Below are 15349 nucleotides of genomic sequence, written 5' to 3'. Positions count from 1 at the left end.
CTGATCGGTGAGTCGGCGTACACGGACAGGCTCAGCCACTCGCACCTCCAGCGATCGAAACGGACGTGACCGCCAATCCAACCGCCCCAGCCGCCAACCCGGCCAACCTTCCCGGTCACAGCACTAGTCAGCCACGAAGTCGGCATGGCAACCAACATGTGCGTCCACTCGACTCAAGAGTCCATGTAGCGACCAAGGAACTTCAGCTCAGCTTCAGAGATTCGCCGCGGCCGACCAGTGTCCAGGTTGTACGCGGCCATCCTGGTGACGGCCTCGGCGTACGTGTTCTCGGCATCCCGGATGGCGTATCTGAGTTCGAGCCGTGCCCCACGGCAGTTGACGACCCAAACCTCTACATTGACCGGCTCCTCGCGGTAGGGCAGTGGAGCGCGGTAGTCGACGACAGACTGGCTGACCACGAATGCGTGCTGGCGGCGGCCTGCCTCGTCCGTGGGGAGCATGTCCTGGAACATCCTCGTCCGGGCCTCTTCGAGGTATGTGAGGAACAGCGAGTTGTTCACGTGCCCGTACGAGTCGGCGTCGGCCCAGCGCAGCGGCAGCGGATAGGTGTACTTGTTCACGGCAGGGTCTTTCTGTGAGAAGTGCAGGCTAGCGGGGGCGCTGGCTCAGGGGACTTGGGCGTCTACCGGAGGTCCGGCTCGACCGTGCCACGTTCCCGCAGGGTATGCAGAACGTTGCGCAGCACGCGTTGCTCTGCGTCGCGCTCTGCGAGGAGGTCTCCGATGCGTGCGGCGGCTGCCTCGGCGTCGGCCGGTAGTGCGGCGCGCACCAGGTGGTGCATCTCCGTGAGGCAGGCGCCCCGCAAGGCGTCTTTCGATACGCGAGCGATCACTGTGGTCGGGGAGACGCAGGTGACGGACCAGCATCCGATTGCTTCTTCCACCGCCCACACCACGGTGCGCTTGTCGGGTGCGAGCGTGAGCTGGGTATCGGGGCCCAGGAGTTTACTGATGGCTGGCATCGGAACGCGGTTCCTCCCGGCCTGTGCTGCTGCCTCTTCTGCAGTTGCCACGACCATGCGGGAAGCAAGTGTCGCCGCTTCCCGTCGCCAGCGGGTGGCCGCGTCCTCGGCGACCCGATTCTGCGTGTGCCGCTGTGCTGCTTTCACGTCGTCCAGGTTCGCGGTCGTTGTGGCCCATGCGTTCCGAGGGCCTCCGAGCGCGTCTCGTTCGTCGTCCTCGCCTGCCTCTACCCAGGTGATCACGACGAAGCGACACTCGGGCATCGAGGCCGGGTAGAGGACGTGGCTGACGACCTCGATGGTTTCCCAGTCCAGCGCAGGAACGTTCATGCGGAAGACGTGGCCATCGCGGGTCTCGCCCATGTCGTGCTCGGTTTCCCAAACATGCCTGACGTCAGGATCCTTCCTGACCTTCTCGATCAGCTCGCGCAGCTCGGGGTCGTCCGGCTTGGTGGCCTGGGCGAACTTCAATATCTTGACGTAGGCCGAAGCGTGCTTGTCCCAGTCCTGGTACTGGGTGCGCGCCTCGGCGTCGGTCAAGGCCCACAGAATGAGGTTCGCTCCCTGCTCCATCACCCAGGGCCACCACTCTGCCATCGCGGTGTTGAAGGCGAGGATGTTCCAGTGCTGGTCGCACAGGTAGGCGGGGCTGGGCATCTGCCGGTCGATGAGCAGGCGCAGTGCTTGCTGTAGTTCCTGCTGGCCGGCGCCACGTGGCGGGACGAGGTTGGAGCCGATGTTGTAGAGCAGGAGGGCGTGACGCTCGTCGCGGTCGAGGTTGAGCCGTGCCGCCAGGGACTCGCACTGCGCCCGTGTCAGCCGGGGTGGTGTCGCGCCACGCTCGATCTTGCGATATGTGCGCTCACCCATGCCTAGAGCCTTGGCCGTTACCGCCTGTGTGACTTTCGCGTCCTTGCGCCACCTACGCAGCAAGGCCCCGAACCCCATGTACCGGCCAGCAGGCCGCTGCCCACTGCTCTGCTCCGCTGAAGTCCTTCCGTCCGCATCGTCATTGCTGACGGAGCCGTATCCGTCGACCACCACAAACCTGCCTTATACATCCGAGAAGATTCCTACTCCCCGGTAAACAAAGGGGTCCAGCGACCATGCACTGGCCCACCGCCTGCATTCCTCCTGCAGAACAATACGCAATACGTAGACGATCTTTACCACTGGAGCAGAAGTCCCTCATGCTTGTTTAACGTCGAACAAATCGTTTCCGGCATGGCGGTACGTTCACTCCCGAAACGGACACGCAAATCGATCTTCAGGTTCACCTTGCCGGGAAATCGGCAAAACGTTGCCGCTTTTCGTCGACTCCCCCTCCGTGCGGTCTAGACCTCATTGGATGGCGTGTCGACGAAAGGCCCCTGCGCAACCATCCCCGGTGCCATTCAAGCGACTTGCGGCACGTCAGGCCCTCGCCATGGCGGGCGCCGCCGAGGCATCTACCCGAGCAAATCGGTCAAAGGGCCAGCGTTGACGCCCCCAGCGGGCCTTGGCTTAAATCGCTCTGGCCAGGCGGTTCACAGACCAGCGACATGCGTCACGCCCGGCGATACAGGCTTTTGATCTTCGACGGGAAAGCGCGGGGCGATTGTGGGAGCACCCAATTCACTTCCCTACCCCGCCGCGGGGGACACCAGAGGGCCGCTCCAATTCGAACACTCCGGCATACCTCGAACCTTCCTGGCGGCCGCAGCAGCAGAACCCGCCCGCCCTCCGGAGTGGCGCATTCCGGTCATCCGCAGCGGCCGGAGGGGTTTGCCACTCCGTCACTCTGTGCAACCAGTACAGAGTTTAAGAACCAAGTCTGGATCTTGACGCGGATACGTGCGTATGTTCGTCGCCCCGGGCAGCCCGCCCGCCTCGACGAACGTGAGGAGACCGCGCACACGGACCGGACCGTGAAGGTCCACAAAGAGCGACGGCGCCCGAGAGCGGTAACTCACGGACGCCGAACGCTAAGCGGCATGCCCGCCCCGGCAAGGGCGGCGATTGCCCACCATCACCACGCTGAGTCCTTCCAAGGGGCGCGTCAGCGTGGCAACACTGCAAAGGGGATTCTTGCATGCCTCCTGCCCTGCGCGAAAGGCCCTTCCGCCTGGCCTGCGCGGCAGCCGCCTTCGTCTCGGTGCCTCAGCGCCCCGAGCCGAACCGCTACAACCTGGCTACCCACGGAACCCGCCCGCTGATCGGGAGCGGCCGATGAGCAGCGATGCCCGCGAGTGGGTGTGGGAGCACAGCTCCAGCCGGGGTACCGCGCGTCTGGTCCTGCTGTCGATCGCCGACAGGGTGACTGACGAGCAGTGCGTCTCCTGGGCCTCACTGTCCAGTCTGGCCCAGCGCACGCGCGCCTCGGTATCCACGGTGCGCGAAGCCGTTCACCGCCTGGTCCACGCCGGTGAGCTGGAGCAGCTCGACGATCTCGTCGGCCCGCAGCGCAGCACGGTCTACCGCCTGCCTCTCGCCGCCGAAGCGGTCACACAGGCTCTGCGAGAGCAGCAGGAGAAGGATGATGAGGACGCGGCGGTGTCAGACGAGCCCGCCGCCCCTGCGAAACTCCGGCTCTCGGTCCTTCGGCGGTATGGAATCCGTCCGCGTGAGGTGCCGGATTCCCCCGCGAGGGTCCGGAATCCGGCAGTAGCGGAAACCGGCAGGCCGAAGCGGAAACCGGCACAGCGGCGTACCGGAAACCGGCACAACGATGTACCGGAAACCGGCAGACAGAACCGTAGTGAACCTGATTTGAACCGGAGGTACAGCAGTGGTGGTGCTGCCGTCCTCTCGGCGGCCGAGTGGCAGGTCGACCCCGCCACCCACACCTGGGCCCGTCAGCAGGGACACCTCGACCGCCTTGGCGAGCAGGGCCTGCAAGCCGCCGATGCGAAGTGGCGTGCACACCGGGCCGACTTCAAGCCGAGGCCGGCGGAAGCCTGGGCTGCCGACTGGCGCTCCTGGATCGCCCGGGAGCACGCCCCCAGCCGCCCGAACCTCCACGCCGTGCCCGGCAAGAACACCGCGGCGCCGGGGGGCATGACGCGGACGGAGGCCCACACCGCCGCCCTCCTCGCCGCCCTCGACGAGCCGACCGGAACGGAGGGCTGACCGTGGACCGCCGCGAAATCGCCGCCCTGCTGGCCTACATCGGCCGACTCGACCCCCGCCTCATCCGCACCACCGAGCGCGAAGCGCACGACCAGCTCGCCCAGTGGCACGAGCTGCTCGGCGACGTGCCGATGGCCACCCCGCACGGCTGGGACGCCCGCGTCGCCGCCCGACAGCACATCCGCACCTCACCGTACGCAATCCTCCCGGCAGACGTGGGGCGCCCCTGGGAGAACTACCAGCGAGAGCGTCTGGCCCGGCACTCCGACCCCACGCCCTCGGCCGACCCAGACGACCAGGCCGCATACACCGCCGAGCTGGTCGGCCACCGCCGTGCCGTCGCCACCGGCACCACCCAGCCCGCACAGGCTCTCGCGATCGCCAACGGCCGCAACGGGACCGACCCGGCGCTGAAGGCGAGGCTGGAGGCGATCGGCTCCTGCATTCCGCCCGCTACCCGTGCCGCCCTCGCGCCCTACCGGCCCGCCCGCGCGGCCCGAGAGGCCGCCATCGCGCAGGGAGCACCCGACGCCCTGAGCGTGCGGTGCGAGTGGTGCCTGGCACAGCCCGGTGAGCCGTGCCGCCGCAGGAGGGTCGGCCCCGACGGAGGAGCGCGCGGAACCGCCCCGCGCGCCACCCCGCACCCTGGTCGACTCGACCTCGCCGCCGCCCAGCAGGCCCAGCAGCCGGCCCTGGCCTGACCGGTGCTCCTGGCCGCGCACCCCGTCCGCTGCACTGCGGCCACCTGACACCACCGTCCCGCCCCGGCTGCGGCGCGCGCCCACGTGCCGCAGCCGGCACCCGACGCCGCACCCGCCGAGCACCGCCACGGTCGGCTGTCGCGGCAGCACATCGGAGACCCACTTGCGCCACATCACCACCCACGCCGCGCCGGCCACCGGCCTGCGCGGCGTCGGAGACACCAGCTGGCACACCCGCGGAGCGTGCCACGGCATGGACGTCGAGGACGCCGACGCCGTCTTCTTCCCGCTGCCCCGGGACCACGAGGAGATCGCTGAGGCGAAGGAGCTGTGTGGCTGGTGCCCCGTACGCCGCGAGTGCCTCGACTTCGCCCTGGAGAACGGCCTCAAGGAGGGCATCTGGGGCGGCCTCACCGGAGCCGAGCGGCGTCCCTTGCACAACGGATTGCCCCGGCGGCTGGACTACCGGCGCGTGACCGCCTTCTTCCAGGGGCGCGATGTGCACCTGACCGGGGCAGAGCGGCAGGTCGTCATCGACCACGCCTACGTCCGGGGCTGGCGGCCCGACCGGCTCGCCGCCGCCCTGCAGATCAGCCACAAGCACGCCCGGGACCTGCTCCGACAGGCAGCCAACAAGGTCCTCGACCGCGACCGCAACTACGGCGTGCCCCGCCCCAAGAAGAAGCGGAAGAAGACCTCGAAGGCCAAGGGCACCCCCACGCCTACGGCTCCCGGCACCCAGCAGCCCGCAAGCCGCCCGGTAGCGTCGGCCCCGGCGCACGCCCCTCTCGGAAAGGCAGCATGACCCACCCCGTACTCGCCGTCGGTGCCACCTCGGACCGCCCTCTCCTCCTGGCCGCCGTCGTGCCCGCCGCCCTCGCGCTCGTGCTGACCGCCTGGACCATCCGGCGCCGGGGAACCCGAACGCAGAAACGTCTCGGCGGACCGGCGGTCAAGGTCGCCGCCGTCGCCGCCCTGGGCTGCACGGCGTACAGCGCGGACACGAGCTGGCGGTTCGCCGCCGACTATCTCGACATGGCCGGCACCGCCGAGCGCGCCGGGATGTTCGCCGCCGCCGAACTCGCACTATTCGCTACGGCGCTGATGGCACGGCAGAACTTGGCGGCCCAGGGCGCCCCCGGGCTGCCGGGCACGCTGGTCTGGGTGATCACCACTGTGCAGGTGATCCCCGCCTACGCCGAGAGCGGCCCCGTCGGCGGCACGGTCCGCGCCTTCGTCGGGCCGGTCATGGCGGCGATGCTGTGGCACTTGGCGATGGGGATCGAACTGCGGCTTCGCACCCCCGGCGCAGCGTCGAACGGGCTGGTCGCCGTGCTGGGCCGGGAGGCGCGCGAACGGCTGCTGTCCCGAATGGGCGTCGCCGCGCGGGACCGCGACGCCGCACAGATCACCCGGGACCGGGCCACCGCCCGCGCGGTCACCCTCGCTGCCCGCCTCGCGGACAGCACTCCCGAGCAGCAGCGAAACCGTCGCGGCCGGCGGCTGACCCGACGCCTGTCGAAGGCGGTGGGCAGGGCCGCGGTTGGCACCGATCCCCTCCAGCGGGCACAGCTGCTCGACCAGCTCGCCGCTCGGCGACACGCTCTCGCGCTCGCCACGGTCCCGCTCCCTTCTCCCTGGTCCCCGGCGCACAGCAACGCATCGGCGGCCACGGTCCCCTCTCAGCCGACACCGAATGTGGCGGCGGTCCCCACCTCCGGTCCCGACGATTCCGATGCGTCGGTCCCGGACCGAGGACCGAAGACTCCTTGGGGACCGGTCCCCAGCGAGGCAGCTCCGAAAGCGGAGGTTGGCTCGGGGACCGACGGCGCCGAAACGGAAACGCTCGCGGCGACCAAGCCGCCTGAAGACGGTGCGGTCCCGGGGACCGGTCCCGCCGATCCAGAAGCCGCGGAGCCGGACGCAGTGGGCACGAAGACCGACCACAACGCGCACGAAGCAGCAGCTCATAGCCTGGATTTCCATCGGGGACCGGACCTCGCAAAGTCCGGAACCGAGAGCACCGAGGACCGGGGACCGACCGCCACCGAGTCCGGGACCGAGACCACCCAGGACCGAGGACATAAGGTCCCGCTCCGCCGGAAGTCGGTCCGGAAATCCCGAACGAAGAACAGGGACAAGCGTGCCCGTTCCCACTCTCCCCAGACGGAGCGCCCACGCGAGCTGGGCGAACCCGAGCGCCAGCTCGTCCACGAGGTACGCCCCCACGTTCCCGCCCTGCTCGCACGGGACGGCAACGCCGCGATCACCCGGGTGCAGCTACGCGAGATCATCCGCCGCCAGGGCCTGACGGGGGTCGGCAACGACCGACTCGGCCTCGTCCTCCAGGAGCTGCGGAACGAGGACATCACCACGACGGGGAGCACCGCCCGATGAAGACCTGCCACCAGTTCAACACCGTCCGCGCGGAGTACGAGCGAGAGATCGGCTTCATGGTCGCTCACTCCGAGCGGCACGCGGGCAGGCCGGCGGCGAAGTCCAGCGCGAAGCAGGCGGCCTCGGCGAAGCAGCGGATGGCCCGCGCGCTCAGCAGCCACGTCGGGCGCTGTCCCGAGTGCGGCTGAACCGGCAAATCTCCAGTTCAAAGCCCGTATCCGTTGAGGTGGCCCGGCCCCGCGCCGGGCCACTATCCCGCTCAGGAGGTATGTCGTCAACTCGCGTCCATCTCGCTCTTCCGAGCCCACCGTTGCCCGAGGCTGACGCCTGGGCGGACGTCCTGGCCCGCCGGCAGCTCCTCCACGCGGTCGTCCGTACACCGGTCGGACAGTGGCTCGTCCAGGACCAGCCCGACGAACCGGTCCGCGTCATTGACAGCCCGGCCGACGTCCTCGCACTGGCCCGCAACCATCCAGCATCGCACCCGCTCTATGAGGCCCGAATCCCGATGACGAAGCCCAACATGAACGGCACCGCCCCGGAACCTGATTTCGACTCCAACTCAGTCTCGGGGCGAGCAAGTTGGGGAGGAAGCATAGCTTCCGCCAATCCCGCCCCCGAGGGGGCGGAAGAGGACCTGCACCGGGGGGCGCAGGTCCTTCGGGCTTCGACCGGGGGCGGATCGGAGCCGGGGCAGGAGAAGAAGCAGACTGAGCCGCGCGCCCGCCGCCAGCGTGCTCCCCGCGCTCGTCAGCGACCGCGTCAGCCGCCTGCGAAGAAGCGTCTGCGCCAGCCCGCCACGCGATTCAACGAAGACGAGTACGCCCTGATCAAGTCCGCCGCCGCCCGATGCAATCTGTCCGTCGCCGGGTTCCTCGCCCGCTCCGCGCTCGCCGCCGCCCGCGACCTCGACCGCACCAGTGCCGAGATCGCCGACGAACGCGAAGTGATTACCGCCCTGTTCGACAGCCGGCGTCGTCTCGGCTGGGCCGGCAGCAACCTCAACCAGGCCGTGAAGGCGCTCAACTCCGGTGCCGAGGCTCCTCAGCTCGAAGCGGCCGTCGCCGCCGTGCGGCGCGCCGCCGACACCACGCACGAAGCCGCCACACGACTGATCGAGCACCACGGCTCATGATCCCCAGCGTCAACAAGTCAGGGGCCCGGACCATCGGACTGCTCTCCTACCTCTACAGTCCCGGAAAACGCGAGGAGCACACCGACCCCCACCTGGTGGCCTCCTTCGACGGCATGTCCCCCGACCCCGGCCGTGACCCGAACACCACCCTCAAGGACCTCCAACAGCTACTGGATCAGCCCGTGATGGCACTCGCACGCCACGCTCGTCCGGCCAAGCACGTGTGGCACACCTCCGTACGCGCCGACCCCGGCGACCGGATCCTGTCCGACGAGGAGTGGGCCGACATCGCCCGCCGCATCGTCGCCGCCACCGGCATCGACCCCGGCGACGGACAGTCCGGCTGCCGCTGGGCCGCCGTACGCCACGCCGACGACCACATCCACATCGTCGCCACCCTCGTCACCGAGGACGGCCATCGCCCCGACGACTACCGCTCCGGCGCCCGCGCTCAGGCCGAAGCCCGGCTCATCGAGAAGGAACTCGGCCTCCACCAGGTCGCGCCCGGTGACGGCACCGCAGCTCAGCGGCCCACCAGCGCCGAACGGCACAAGGCCGAGCGCCAGGGCCGCGAGCGCACCGCTCGCGAGGAACTGCGCGAAACCGTACGGCGTGCGGTGAGCGGGGCGAGGAGCGACGAGGAGTTCTTCGACCGGCTCGCCGCAGTCGGCCTGCTGATCCGCAAGCGCGCCGCGCCCTCCGGCGATCTGCTCGGATACAAGGTCGCCCTGCCCGGCGACCTGAATAGGGACGGCGAGCCGGTGTTCTACCCCGGCGCGCGCCTAGCCCCCGACCTGTCGCTACCCCGGATCCGGCAGCGCTGGTCTGGTGAGGCCCAGGACGACCCGGCTTCCCGGCAGGAGGATGTGATCCGTACGGGGCCGGCCAGTCCGGCCGCCGCGCGCCGCGGGACGGCATCGGCCGTGTGGCAGGCCGTCCTCGTCGTCGAGCACGGCGAGGACACGGTCGCCGCCGCCCACATCGCCGCGGCTGGCGAGGTCCTGGATGCCCTCGCGAAGACCTCCGCCGCACACACGCGCCGCGAACTGCGCGACGCCGCAACGGCCTTCGAACGTGCCTCCCGCTCCCATGTCCGCGCCGTACGCGGGCATGACCGCGCTCTGCGGCAGGCCGCCCGCGACCTCGTCCACGGTGGCCCGGCCCTCGGCCGCGGTGAGGACGGAGCCACCACCGCGATGGTCATCGACATGCTGTTCTTCCTCATCACGGCCACGGTGCACTGGCACGCCAGGAAGGGCCACGCCCAGCAGGCCGAAGCGGCCACTCAGGCCGCCGAGCACCTGCGCACCGCCTACCAGGCGGCCGCCGCCCAGCCTCTCGGCATGCTCTACCAGCGGGGTCGGCGTCTGAGCCAGCCGATGCTCCAGCGGCAGACCGTGCTGCTGCGCGAGGCGCTGCCGGAGCTGGCCGAGCAGATCCTCGCCGAGCACGGCTGGTACGCCCTGGCGGCGACCATCGCGGAGGCCGAAGCCGCGGGCCACGACCCGGCCTTCATTCTGTCCGACGTTGCCGGCCGCCGCGAACTCGGCACCGTGGACTCCGTCAGCGACGTGCTCGTGTGGCGGATGCGGCGAACTGCCGACCTGCCCGCCGACGCTTCCCACCTGCCCGAGACCAGCACTGCAGGGCGCCGGTCGGCAAGGCTTGGGCCGACGACCAGGCCCTCCGCGCCCGGCAGGCGGCGCAGCGGAGAGGAGACCCCGCGTCAGGCCCGGTAAGGCCGCCGGGTGCCGGTACGCGGCCTCAGAGCATCTCCGAGAGGAGGGACAGTGCCACCCCTCCGCCCGCGATCCAGAGCATGGTCGTGCGCCACATCGAACCTCGGTGGCGGCCATGTCCGATGTGGAGGCTGTCGGCATCCGTGCACCCGCAGGACGGACGGGCATGGCGCAGGTGGGGCGAGTCGAGCCAGTAGGCGTCGCGAAGTTGAGCGGTCGAAGGAGACGACGGCGTGTGACCGGGCACAGAAGCCGAGTACCCCTGCTGACCAGGGCGGAGGGGGCTGTGGACTTTGTGAATTGAAACCACCGGGGGCGTGGTGCACGATCATGAACGCACAGGACGAGGTGACGAGGTAGAGGAGGACGCCAGGGTGCTTCACCGGATACGCCGCCGGGCCAAGGAGCCGAGCGAAGCTCAGAGGCAGTTCGCCGAGCTGCACGCGCGGCTGCAGGGTCAGGTCCCGCCCGGCTTTGGAGTGCCGACGCCTGAGCCGGAGCCCGCCGTGGTGGACGACTTCCTTCCGCCGGAGTTGCGTGTGCCGAGCCACGACCAGGTCGACGGCAAGATGATGCCGTGGGCGCAGCCGCTCGTCCTCGACGGCGAGATGACCGCGTGTGCCGAGTGCGGTGCGTATCGGGACTGGCTCATCCTCTCTACCCGTGGCGAGATCTGGCTGCGGTGCCGGGCAGGCCACCAGCAGCGGGAGACCCGCATCGACACCGCCTGGTACAACCGGCACTCCGGGCCGGCGGACGCGACGCACGCAACGTTCGAGGACTGCCTGCGCCACCTCGGGCACTGACCACCACTCCTACGACCCCACCGGGCTCGCGGGCCCGCACTGACCACCCGTCGCCTAGCACCAAGGGGTCAGTTCCGTCATGCGCGTTCGCGTCGCCACCACCGCCCTCGGCATCACCGCCGCCCTCCTCGCCCTGCCCGCCTGCTCCACCGACACCACCGGAGACCAGCACCCGTCCGCAGCCCGGGCGGGAAAGCCGTCCGACCGCGCTCAGGGGACGGCCGTGCTCTCCTCGGCCGCGCTCGAGCCCCGCCTGCTCGACCCGAGCGACCTCGGCAACGGCTACCTGCCCAAGCCGGAGCGTCCGGCCCAGCACGACGACGTCACCGTCATCGGCTGCCCGGCCCTGAACGAGCTGGGCGGCGACGCGGCGACCGGCGGCACGCTCGCCTTCCCCCACAAGGCGAAGGCGGCCTTCACCTACGGCGGCAGCTCCTCGGAGATCTCCGAGGAGCTGTACAGCGACAGCGCGAAGAAGCTCTCCGACGGCATCGACCGGATCTTCGACGCCATGACCGGCTGTCCGTCCTATCAGGTCGTCGCGGGCGGCACCCCGGTGGACGTGACCTCGCAGAAGCTGTCCGCACCCCACGCCGGCGGTGACGAGCAGTGGAGCCAGCTCCTGACCTTCACCACGGGAGGACGGAGCACCGTGGTCAAGCAGACCGCGATCCGCGACGGCAACCTGCTGCTGATCGTCTCCGGCTCCCCGGCCCTCGTCGACCGCCACCTCGACAAGGCACTCGCCGAGGCCACGGCAACGCGCTGATCCCGCACGTCCCCAGCCTGCGATGCTGCCCTCGACCCCCATGGTCGAGGGCAGCATCGCGTTACTGGCTGACGCGCTGCGCGGCGCGAGCGGCCTGGCCCGGTACCCAGACGCGGACCTTGCCGGGCTGAACGTAGAGCACGTTCGGGTTGTGACTGTGCGGCCCGTAGCCGCTGGACGCGTTCACGAGCAGGTACGCGCCCACCGGAACGTGCCAGTCCCAGAACCAGGCGTCCTGCTGCCGCCCGGTGTCGCACCAGGTCACGACAGTCTTTGAGCCACGACGTCCGTGCTGGTAGACCCGCGTGACCCGAAGGACTTCCCCCTGGCCGGAGCTGCGGTGCTGCTGGAATGCCTGCCACTGCGCCGCGAGGCCAGCCGTGCGCTTGCGGCGTGACCGGACCGTCAACGCGATCGTCACGGCGACGACGAGAACAATGACCAGAAAGGCGCCGACGCTGGGTTGCATGACCGCATCCTGCATCGTTCCGTCACATGGCGGCAAACCATCCTGGGCGTCGAAGACCGAATGGCCACTTCACCCGAGAAGCAGGAAAGTCCGGCACCCCCAACCGGGAGGGTGCCGGACTGCGATCGTCGAGAGTTGTGCGCGGGACGTTAGATGGCCGGCGCGCGCAGGAGGCGCTCCTGGGTGGCCTCGGGCAGTATCCGCCGCAGGACCGGTGCGGTCGAGCTGAGGGAGGCGGCGAAGGCGGCGACGAGATCGTGCGGGACGCTGGCGGCGAACGATGCCGCCCACAGACACGGTGCGCCGAGCGCGGGCTCGGCCCACGCCTGCCATCCGGCCGGTCCCATCCCGTCGTGCTCGGCGGACAGGGCCCGCGGGTCGGCGTCCTGGATGAGGGGCGGGACCTCGCCGAGGCTGATGTGCGAGGTGAACGTCGGGTCAGTCGCTGCCGCCTGGGGCTGGTCGATGTCGCGGAGCCATCCGTGGGCGGCGACAGCGTCGAGGACCAGCTCGGCTCCGGCGAGCGGCACGGCAGGCTGGTCGCTTGCGTCGAGTGCGACGAGGAAGTCGACGACCGCCTCGCCGGGGACGTCGCGGGTGAAGTAGGCCGACCATTGGGCGAGCGGGCTGCTCGCCTCGGCTCGGGCGGAGATCTGCCAAGCGATCGGCAGCTCGCCCAGGTGGAACGGCTCGTCCGCCAGGCCCCACTGGGCCCAGCGCAGGGCGTCGGGGCTGATGTGCAGGACGGTGCTGCGCAGGACCTGGCGGTCCTCCGGTGCCTCGTCCCACGCGCGCCGTCCGCGGACGATCGTCAGGCTCGTCCAGCCCAGGCCGGCGAGCGTGTCGGCGACCACGTCGTAGAGGCGCCCATCGTCACCGGCCAGATGCCGGGGCCCGACCCAGAACGCGGGCTGGCCACCGCGCGGGGTGAACGAGTCGGGCGGGAACTCGGGGTACAGGGGCGCCTCCAAGGGCTCGGTGCTTATCTAGTTGCCGCCGGCGCGGCGGCGGGGGCGGCGCGGGGGTGCCTGGACGGGGCCCTGCCACGTCAGCTCGATGGCGACCTCCGGTGACAGGTGGCCGAGCTGTGCGTCCGGATCCGGTCCTTCGGCGAGGTAGACGACAGTCCGGCCGGTCTCGTCGACCGACTGCAGGACCCGCTCCAAGCGGTGGGCCATCGGGGCGAAGGGGTTCATGGCTTGGCGGACCAGAGCATTCAGGTCGCAGCCGGACAACAGGTCAATGAGATCGCCGACGGTCATCTCCGGGGACGTCACGAACAGCCTCCTGGGGTGCGGGGAAACGGGGGCGGTGGAACGGGCCGGCCTTCGGCACGGCCAGCGCTCACAGGGCGGGCATTACGTGTCGGTGTCCGCGCTCTCAGAGTCGGCGTGAGGTCTCCAGCACGCGCGCTACGGCGGCGGCGACAATGTCGGCCGGCGTCTCGGTATCGAACGACAGGTGGTAGCCGCACACCTTGGCGGTGCCGGCGACGGCGATCTTCCATCCCTCGCCGTCCGTGCCGGGGCGGCCGAGTGGAAACCAGCCGAGGTAGAACCGGCCGTCCTTGGAGCTGACGTGCACGTCCGCTCGATCATCGACGATCAGGTGGAAGTCCTCGGCGGAGAACTGGTCCATGACCAGGGTCGGCTGACCGGGGCCGAGCTGCCACTCCCGCAATCGCAGGGCTTCGACGGTAGTGGAGAATCCAGGGCCTGCAGGGGCTACGGTCATAGGCAATCACCTCTCTGACCTGGGGTTTCTTGCAAGGTCGTCTACGTTGACATGCCCTCGCGCCCGTTGGCCAGTCTTTCCGCGGTCTTTCCTGTCTGCCCCCGGCGAACTGCTGTGCCTTGTCATGGGGGTGTGGGATCCCGGACCCCGTGGCCGAATCTCACGGCCAATGGCAGAAGCCCGTCTTCAGCTCATGAAAGACCGTCGCGCTGTCCCCGGACGCCAAACGCCTCTACCTGGGCAGGCGGGGTCAGAACTCGAACCGGAAGGAGACGCCCTGCGTGCTGGCCATGGACGTCCCCGAGCGGGCTCAGGAAGGGACCAACGCGCAGGACGACAACGCGGAGGAGACCGATCCGGGTCCGGGGCAGGCGGTCGACATCGCCGCCCCCGCCGAGAAGTACCGCGGCGTCCGGGTGCTCCTCAGCGCCGACGGCGCCACCCTGTACGCGTTCGTGCCCCATCAGGCCGACCCGCTGGTCGCCATCGACACCGCCCCCCTGACCGTCACCGCCCGCGCCCAGGGACGGTCACCCTCGCCGCGATCCGGCTGTGGCTACACGGCTGATGATCCGCCAAGCACTCCCGGGTCACCCCCTGAGACAGGTACTCAAGAAGCGTCGCTGAAGGGCTCCTTGGCGATAACCAGCCCACCAGGAGTGACCTCGTCCGTCGTCTCCACCAGCGGGGGGACACTCTCGTCGGGAATCGGCTTGTCAGAGATGACGGTCTTGTCCCTGGTCACCACGATGTGTCGGGCAGTACCCAGATCCTCAAGGGTGACCTTCTCCAGCTCCATCCCCTTGTCCTTCGAGATGACCTTCCCGCCGGTGAGAACGGCAATCTCCTCCAGTGCCTTCTTCCGGCCCTCCCCGAACCCGGGGTCTTCACGGCGACCACCCTCACGATGCCGCGCATGTTGCGGACCGCCAGGGGTGGGAAGCGCCTCCCCGTCCACGTCCTCAGCGATGATCAGCAGGGGCGCGCCCGACTTGGCGACGGCTCCAGGCAGGGGATCAGATCACGAATACTGCTGATCTTTTCCTCGACCAGCAAGATGCGAGCGTTCTCGAATTCGACTGCGCCCTTTTCAGCGTTGCTGACGAAGTACGGCGACAGGTAGCCACGGTCGAACTCCACAGACGGGTTCCTCTCGAAGAGCCGACCCGGGCAGCGGTCAGCTGGCGCAGAGCCGCTGTCGGTGCCAATGGGCTTGAAGCGCGCAGGCGACGGCCGTCGCCTGCATACAGATCCTTGCGATGCCCTTGAATGCGGAGGTCCATCTTCAGCCATCTCCTCCCTGCCGGGCGGACGGCAACACATGGCTGCACACGGGAGTCCTTGCGCGCCACCAACCATCCCCGGGGGCTCCCGCCCGACTTAGACCGTGTCCTACGTGGTGAGGCGGACGAGTCGCTTGTAGCAGCACAGGGCGGCGGCGAGTCCGAGAAAGGCCAGGTAGTTCCGGGGATCGCGCTCGTAGCGGGGGCTGAGTCGGTGGTAGCCGGA

The 15349-nt window shown here is 69.5% G+C and carries 17 protein-coding genes and 1 pseudogene; 9 read left to right on the top strand and 9 right to left on the bottom strand.

Features of this window, described 5'->3' with window-relative positions; genetic code table 11:
* Positions 1-173: 173 nt before the first annotated feature.
* Together NMK44_RS41470 and NMK44_RS41465 are read right to left on the bottom strand one after the other, a co-directional pair.
* The gene (locus tag NMK44_RS41470; RefSeq protein WP_254753313.1) at positions 174-581 is read right to left on the bottom strand and encodes an acyl-CoA thioesterase; all 408 of its coding nucleotides are present in this window, start codon (positions 579-581) and stop codon (positions 174-176) included.
* 62 nt (positions 582-643) lie between these two features.
* A complete protein-coding gene (locus NMK44_RS41465) occupies positions 644-1930 on the bottom strand; it encodes a helix-turn-helix transcriptional regulator (protein ID WP_254753317.1) in 1287 nt (428 codons plus the stop codon).
* 1260 nt (positions 1931-3190) lie between these two features.
* Here NMK44_RS41465 and NMK44_RS41460 point away from each other — a divergent pair.
* The 9 genes from NMK44_RS41460 to NMK44_RS41420 all read left to right on the top strand — a co-directional run bounded on the left by NMK44_RS41460 (position 3191) and on the right by NMK44_RS41420 (position 11637).
* Entirely contained in the window at positions 3191-4090 is a 900-nt protein-coding gene (locus NMK44_RS41460; protein WP_254753311.1) for a helix-turn-helix domain-containing protein, read from the top strand.
* A gap of 2 nt (positions 4091-4092) precedes the next feature.
* Positions 4093-4791, top strand: a complete 699-nt coding sequence (locus tag NMK44_RS41455) for a zinc finger domain-containing protein (protein WP_254753309.1) — start codon at positions 4093-4095, stop codon at positions 4789-4791.
* A gap of 163 nt (positions 4792-4954) precedes the next feature.
* Positions 4955-5596 (top strand): WhiB family transcriptional regulator, encoded by a 642-nt coding sequence (locus tag NMK44_RS41450; RefSeq protein WP_254753307.1) that lies wholly within the window; start codon positions 4955-4957, stop codon positions 5594-5596.
* Positions 5593-7188: a prolipoprotein diacylglyceryl transferase gene (locus tag NMK44_RS41445; protein WP_254753305.1), complete on the top strand. Its 1596-nt coding sequence runs from the start codon at positions 5593-5595 to the stop codon at positions 7186-7188. Before NMK44_RS41450 ends, NMK44_RS41445 begins: the two co-directional genes overlap by 4 nt.
* Positions 7185-7376 (top strand): hypothetical protein, encoded by a 192-nt coding sequence (locus NMK44_RS41440; protein WP_254753303.1) that lies wholly within the window; start codon positions 7185-7187, stop codon positions 7374-7376. The genes NMK44_RS41445 and NMK44_RS41440 overlap by 4 nt, the downstream gene beginning before the upstream one ends.
* Positions 7377-7498: 122 nt before the next feature.
* The gene (locus NMK44_RS41435; protein ID WP_308358828.1) at positions 7499-8323 is read left to right on the top strand and encodes a plasmid mobilization protein; all 825 of its coding nucleotides are present in this window, start codon (positions 7499-7501) and stop codon (positions 8321-8323) included.
* Entirely contained in the window at positions 8320-10062 is a 1743-nt protein-coding gene (locus NMK44_RS41430) for a relaxase/mobilization nuclease domain-containing protein (RefSeq protein WP_254753301.1), read from the top strand. Before NMK44_RS41435 ends, NMK44_RS41430 begins: the two co-directional genes overlap by 4 nt.
* 374 nt (positions 10063-10436) lie before the next feature.
* A complete protein-coding gene (locus NMK44_RS41425; RefSeq protein ID WP_254753299.1) occupies positions 10437-10868 on the top strand; it encodes a hypothetical protein in 432 nt (143 codons plus the stop codon).
* Positions 10869-10947: 79 nt separating this feature from the next.
* On the top strand, positions 10948-11637 hold the full coding sequence (locus NMK44_RS41420) for a hypothetical protein (protein ID WP_254753297.1): 690 nt from the start codon (positions 10948-10950) through the stop codon (positions 11635-11637).
* 61 nt (positions 11638-11698) lie between these two features.
* Here the strand turns inward: NMK44_RS41420 and NMK44_RS41415 are convergent, their stop codons facing one another.
* From NMK44_RS41415 to NMK44_RS41385, 7 genes and pseudogenes are all read right to left on the bottom strand, one after another.
* On the bottom strand, positions 11699-12106 hold the full coding sequence (locus NMK44_RS41415) for a hypothetical protein (protein WP_254753295.1): 408 nt from the start codon (positions 12104-12106) through the stop codon (positions 11699-11701).
* A 149-nt stretch (positions 12107-12255) separates the two neighbouring features.
* Complete coding sequence (locus NMK44_RS41410; protein WP_254753293.1) at positions 12256-13077, bottom strand: SPDY domain-containing protein; 822 nt, start codon at positions 13075-13077, stop codon at positions 12256-12258.
* 15 nt (positions 13078-13092) lie between these two features.
* Positions 13093-13383: a hypothetical protein gene (locus tag NMK44_RS41405; RefSeq protein WP_254753291.1), complete on the bottom strand. Its 291-nt coding sequence runs from the start codon at positions 13381-13383 to the stop codon at positions 13093-13095.
* A gap of 103 nt (positions 13384-13486) precedes the next feature.
* Positions 13487-13840 carry an SPDY domain-containing protein gene (locus NMK44_RS41400; RefSeq protein ID WP_254753289.1) on the bottom strand — a complete coding sequence of 118 codons (354 nt, stop codon included), beginning with the start codon at positions 13838-13840 and terminating at the stop codon, positions 13487-13489.
* A gap of 610 nt (positions 13841-14450) precedes the next feature.
* A complete protein-coding gene (locus NMK44_RS42975) occupies positions 14451-14798 on the bottom strand; it encodes a hypothetical protein (protein WP_254753287.1) in 348 nt (115 codons plus the stop codon).
* Positions 14799-14812: 14 nt separating this feature from the next.
* Entirely contained in the window at positions 14813-14980 is a 168-nt protein-coding gene (locus NMK44_RS42970) for a hypothetical protein (protein WP_254753285.1), read from the bottom strand.
* 252 nt (positions 14981-15232) lie between these two features.
* A pseudogene (locus NMK44_RS41385) lies at positions 15233-15349 on the bottom strand (IS5/IS1182 family transposase); the annotation flags it as partial.

This window comes from Streptomyces cucumeris, assembly GCF_024295805.1.
GTDB lineage: Bacteria > Actinomycetota > Actinomycetes > Streptomycetales > Streptomycetaceae > Streptomyces > Streptomyces cucumeris.
The sequence above is the reverse complement of the archived record's forward strand: the minus strand, read 5'-3'. Positions and strand labels throughout refer to the sequence as shown.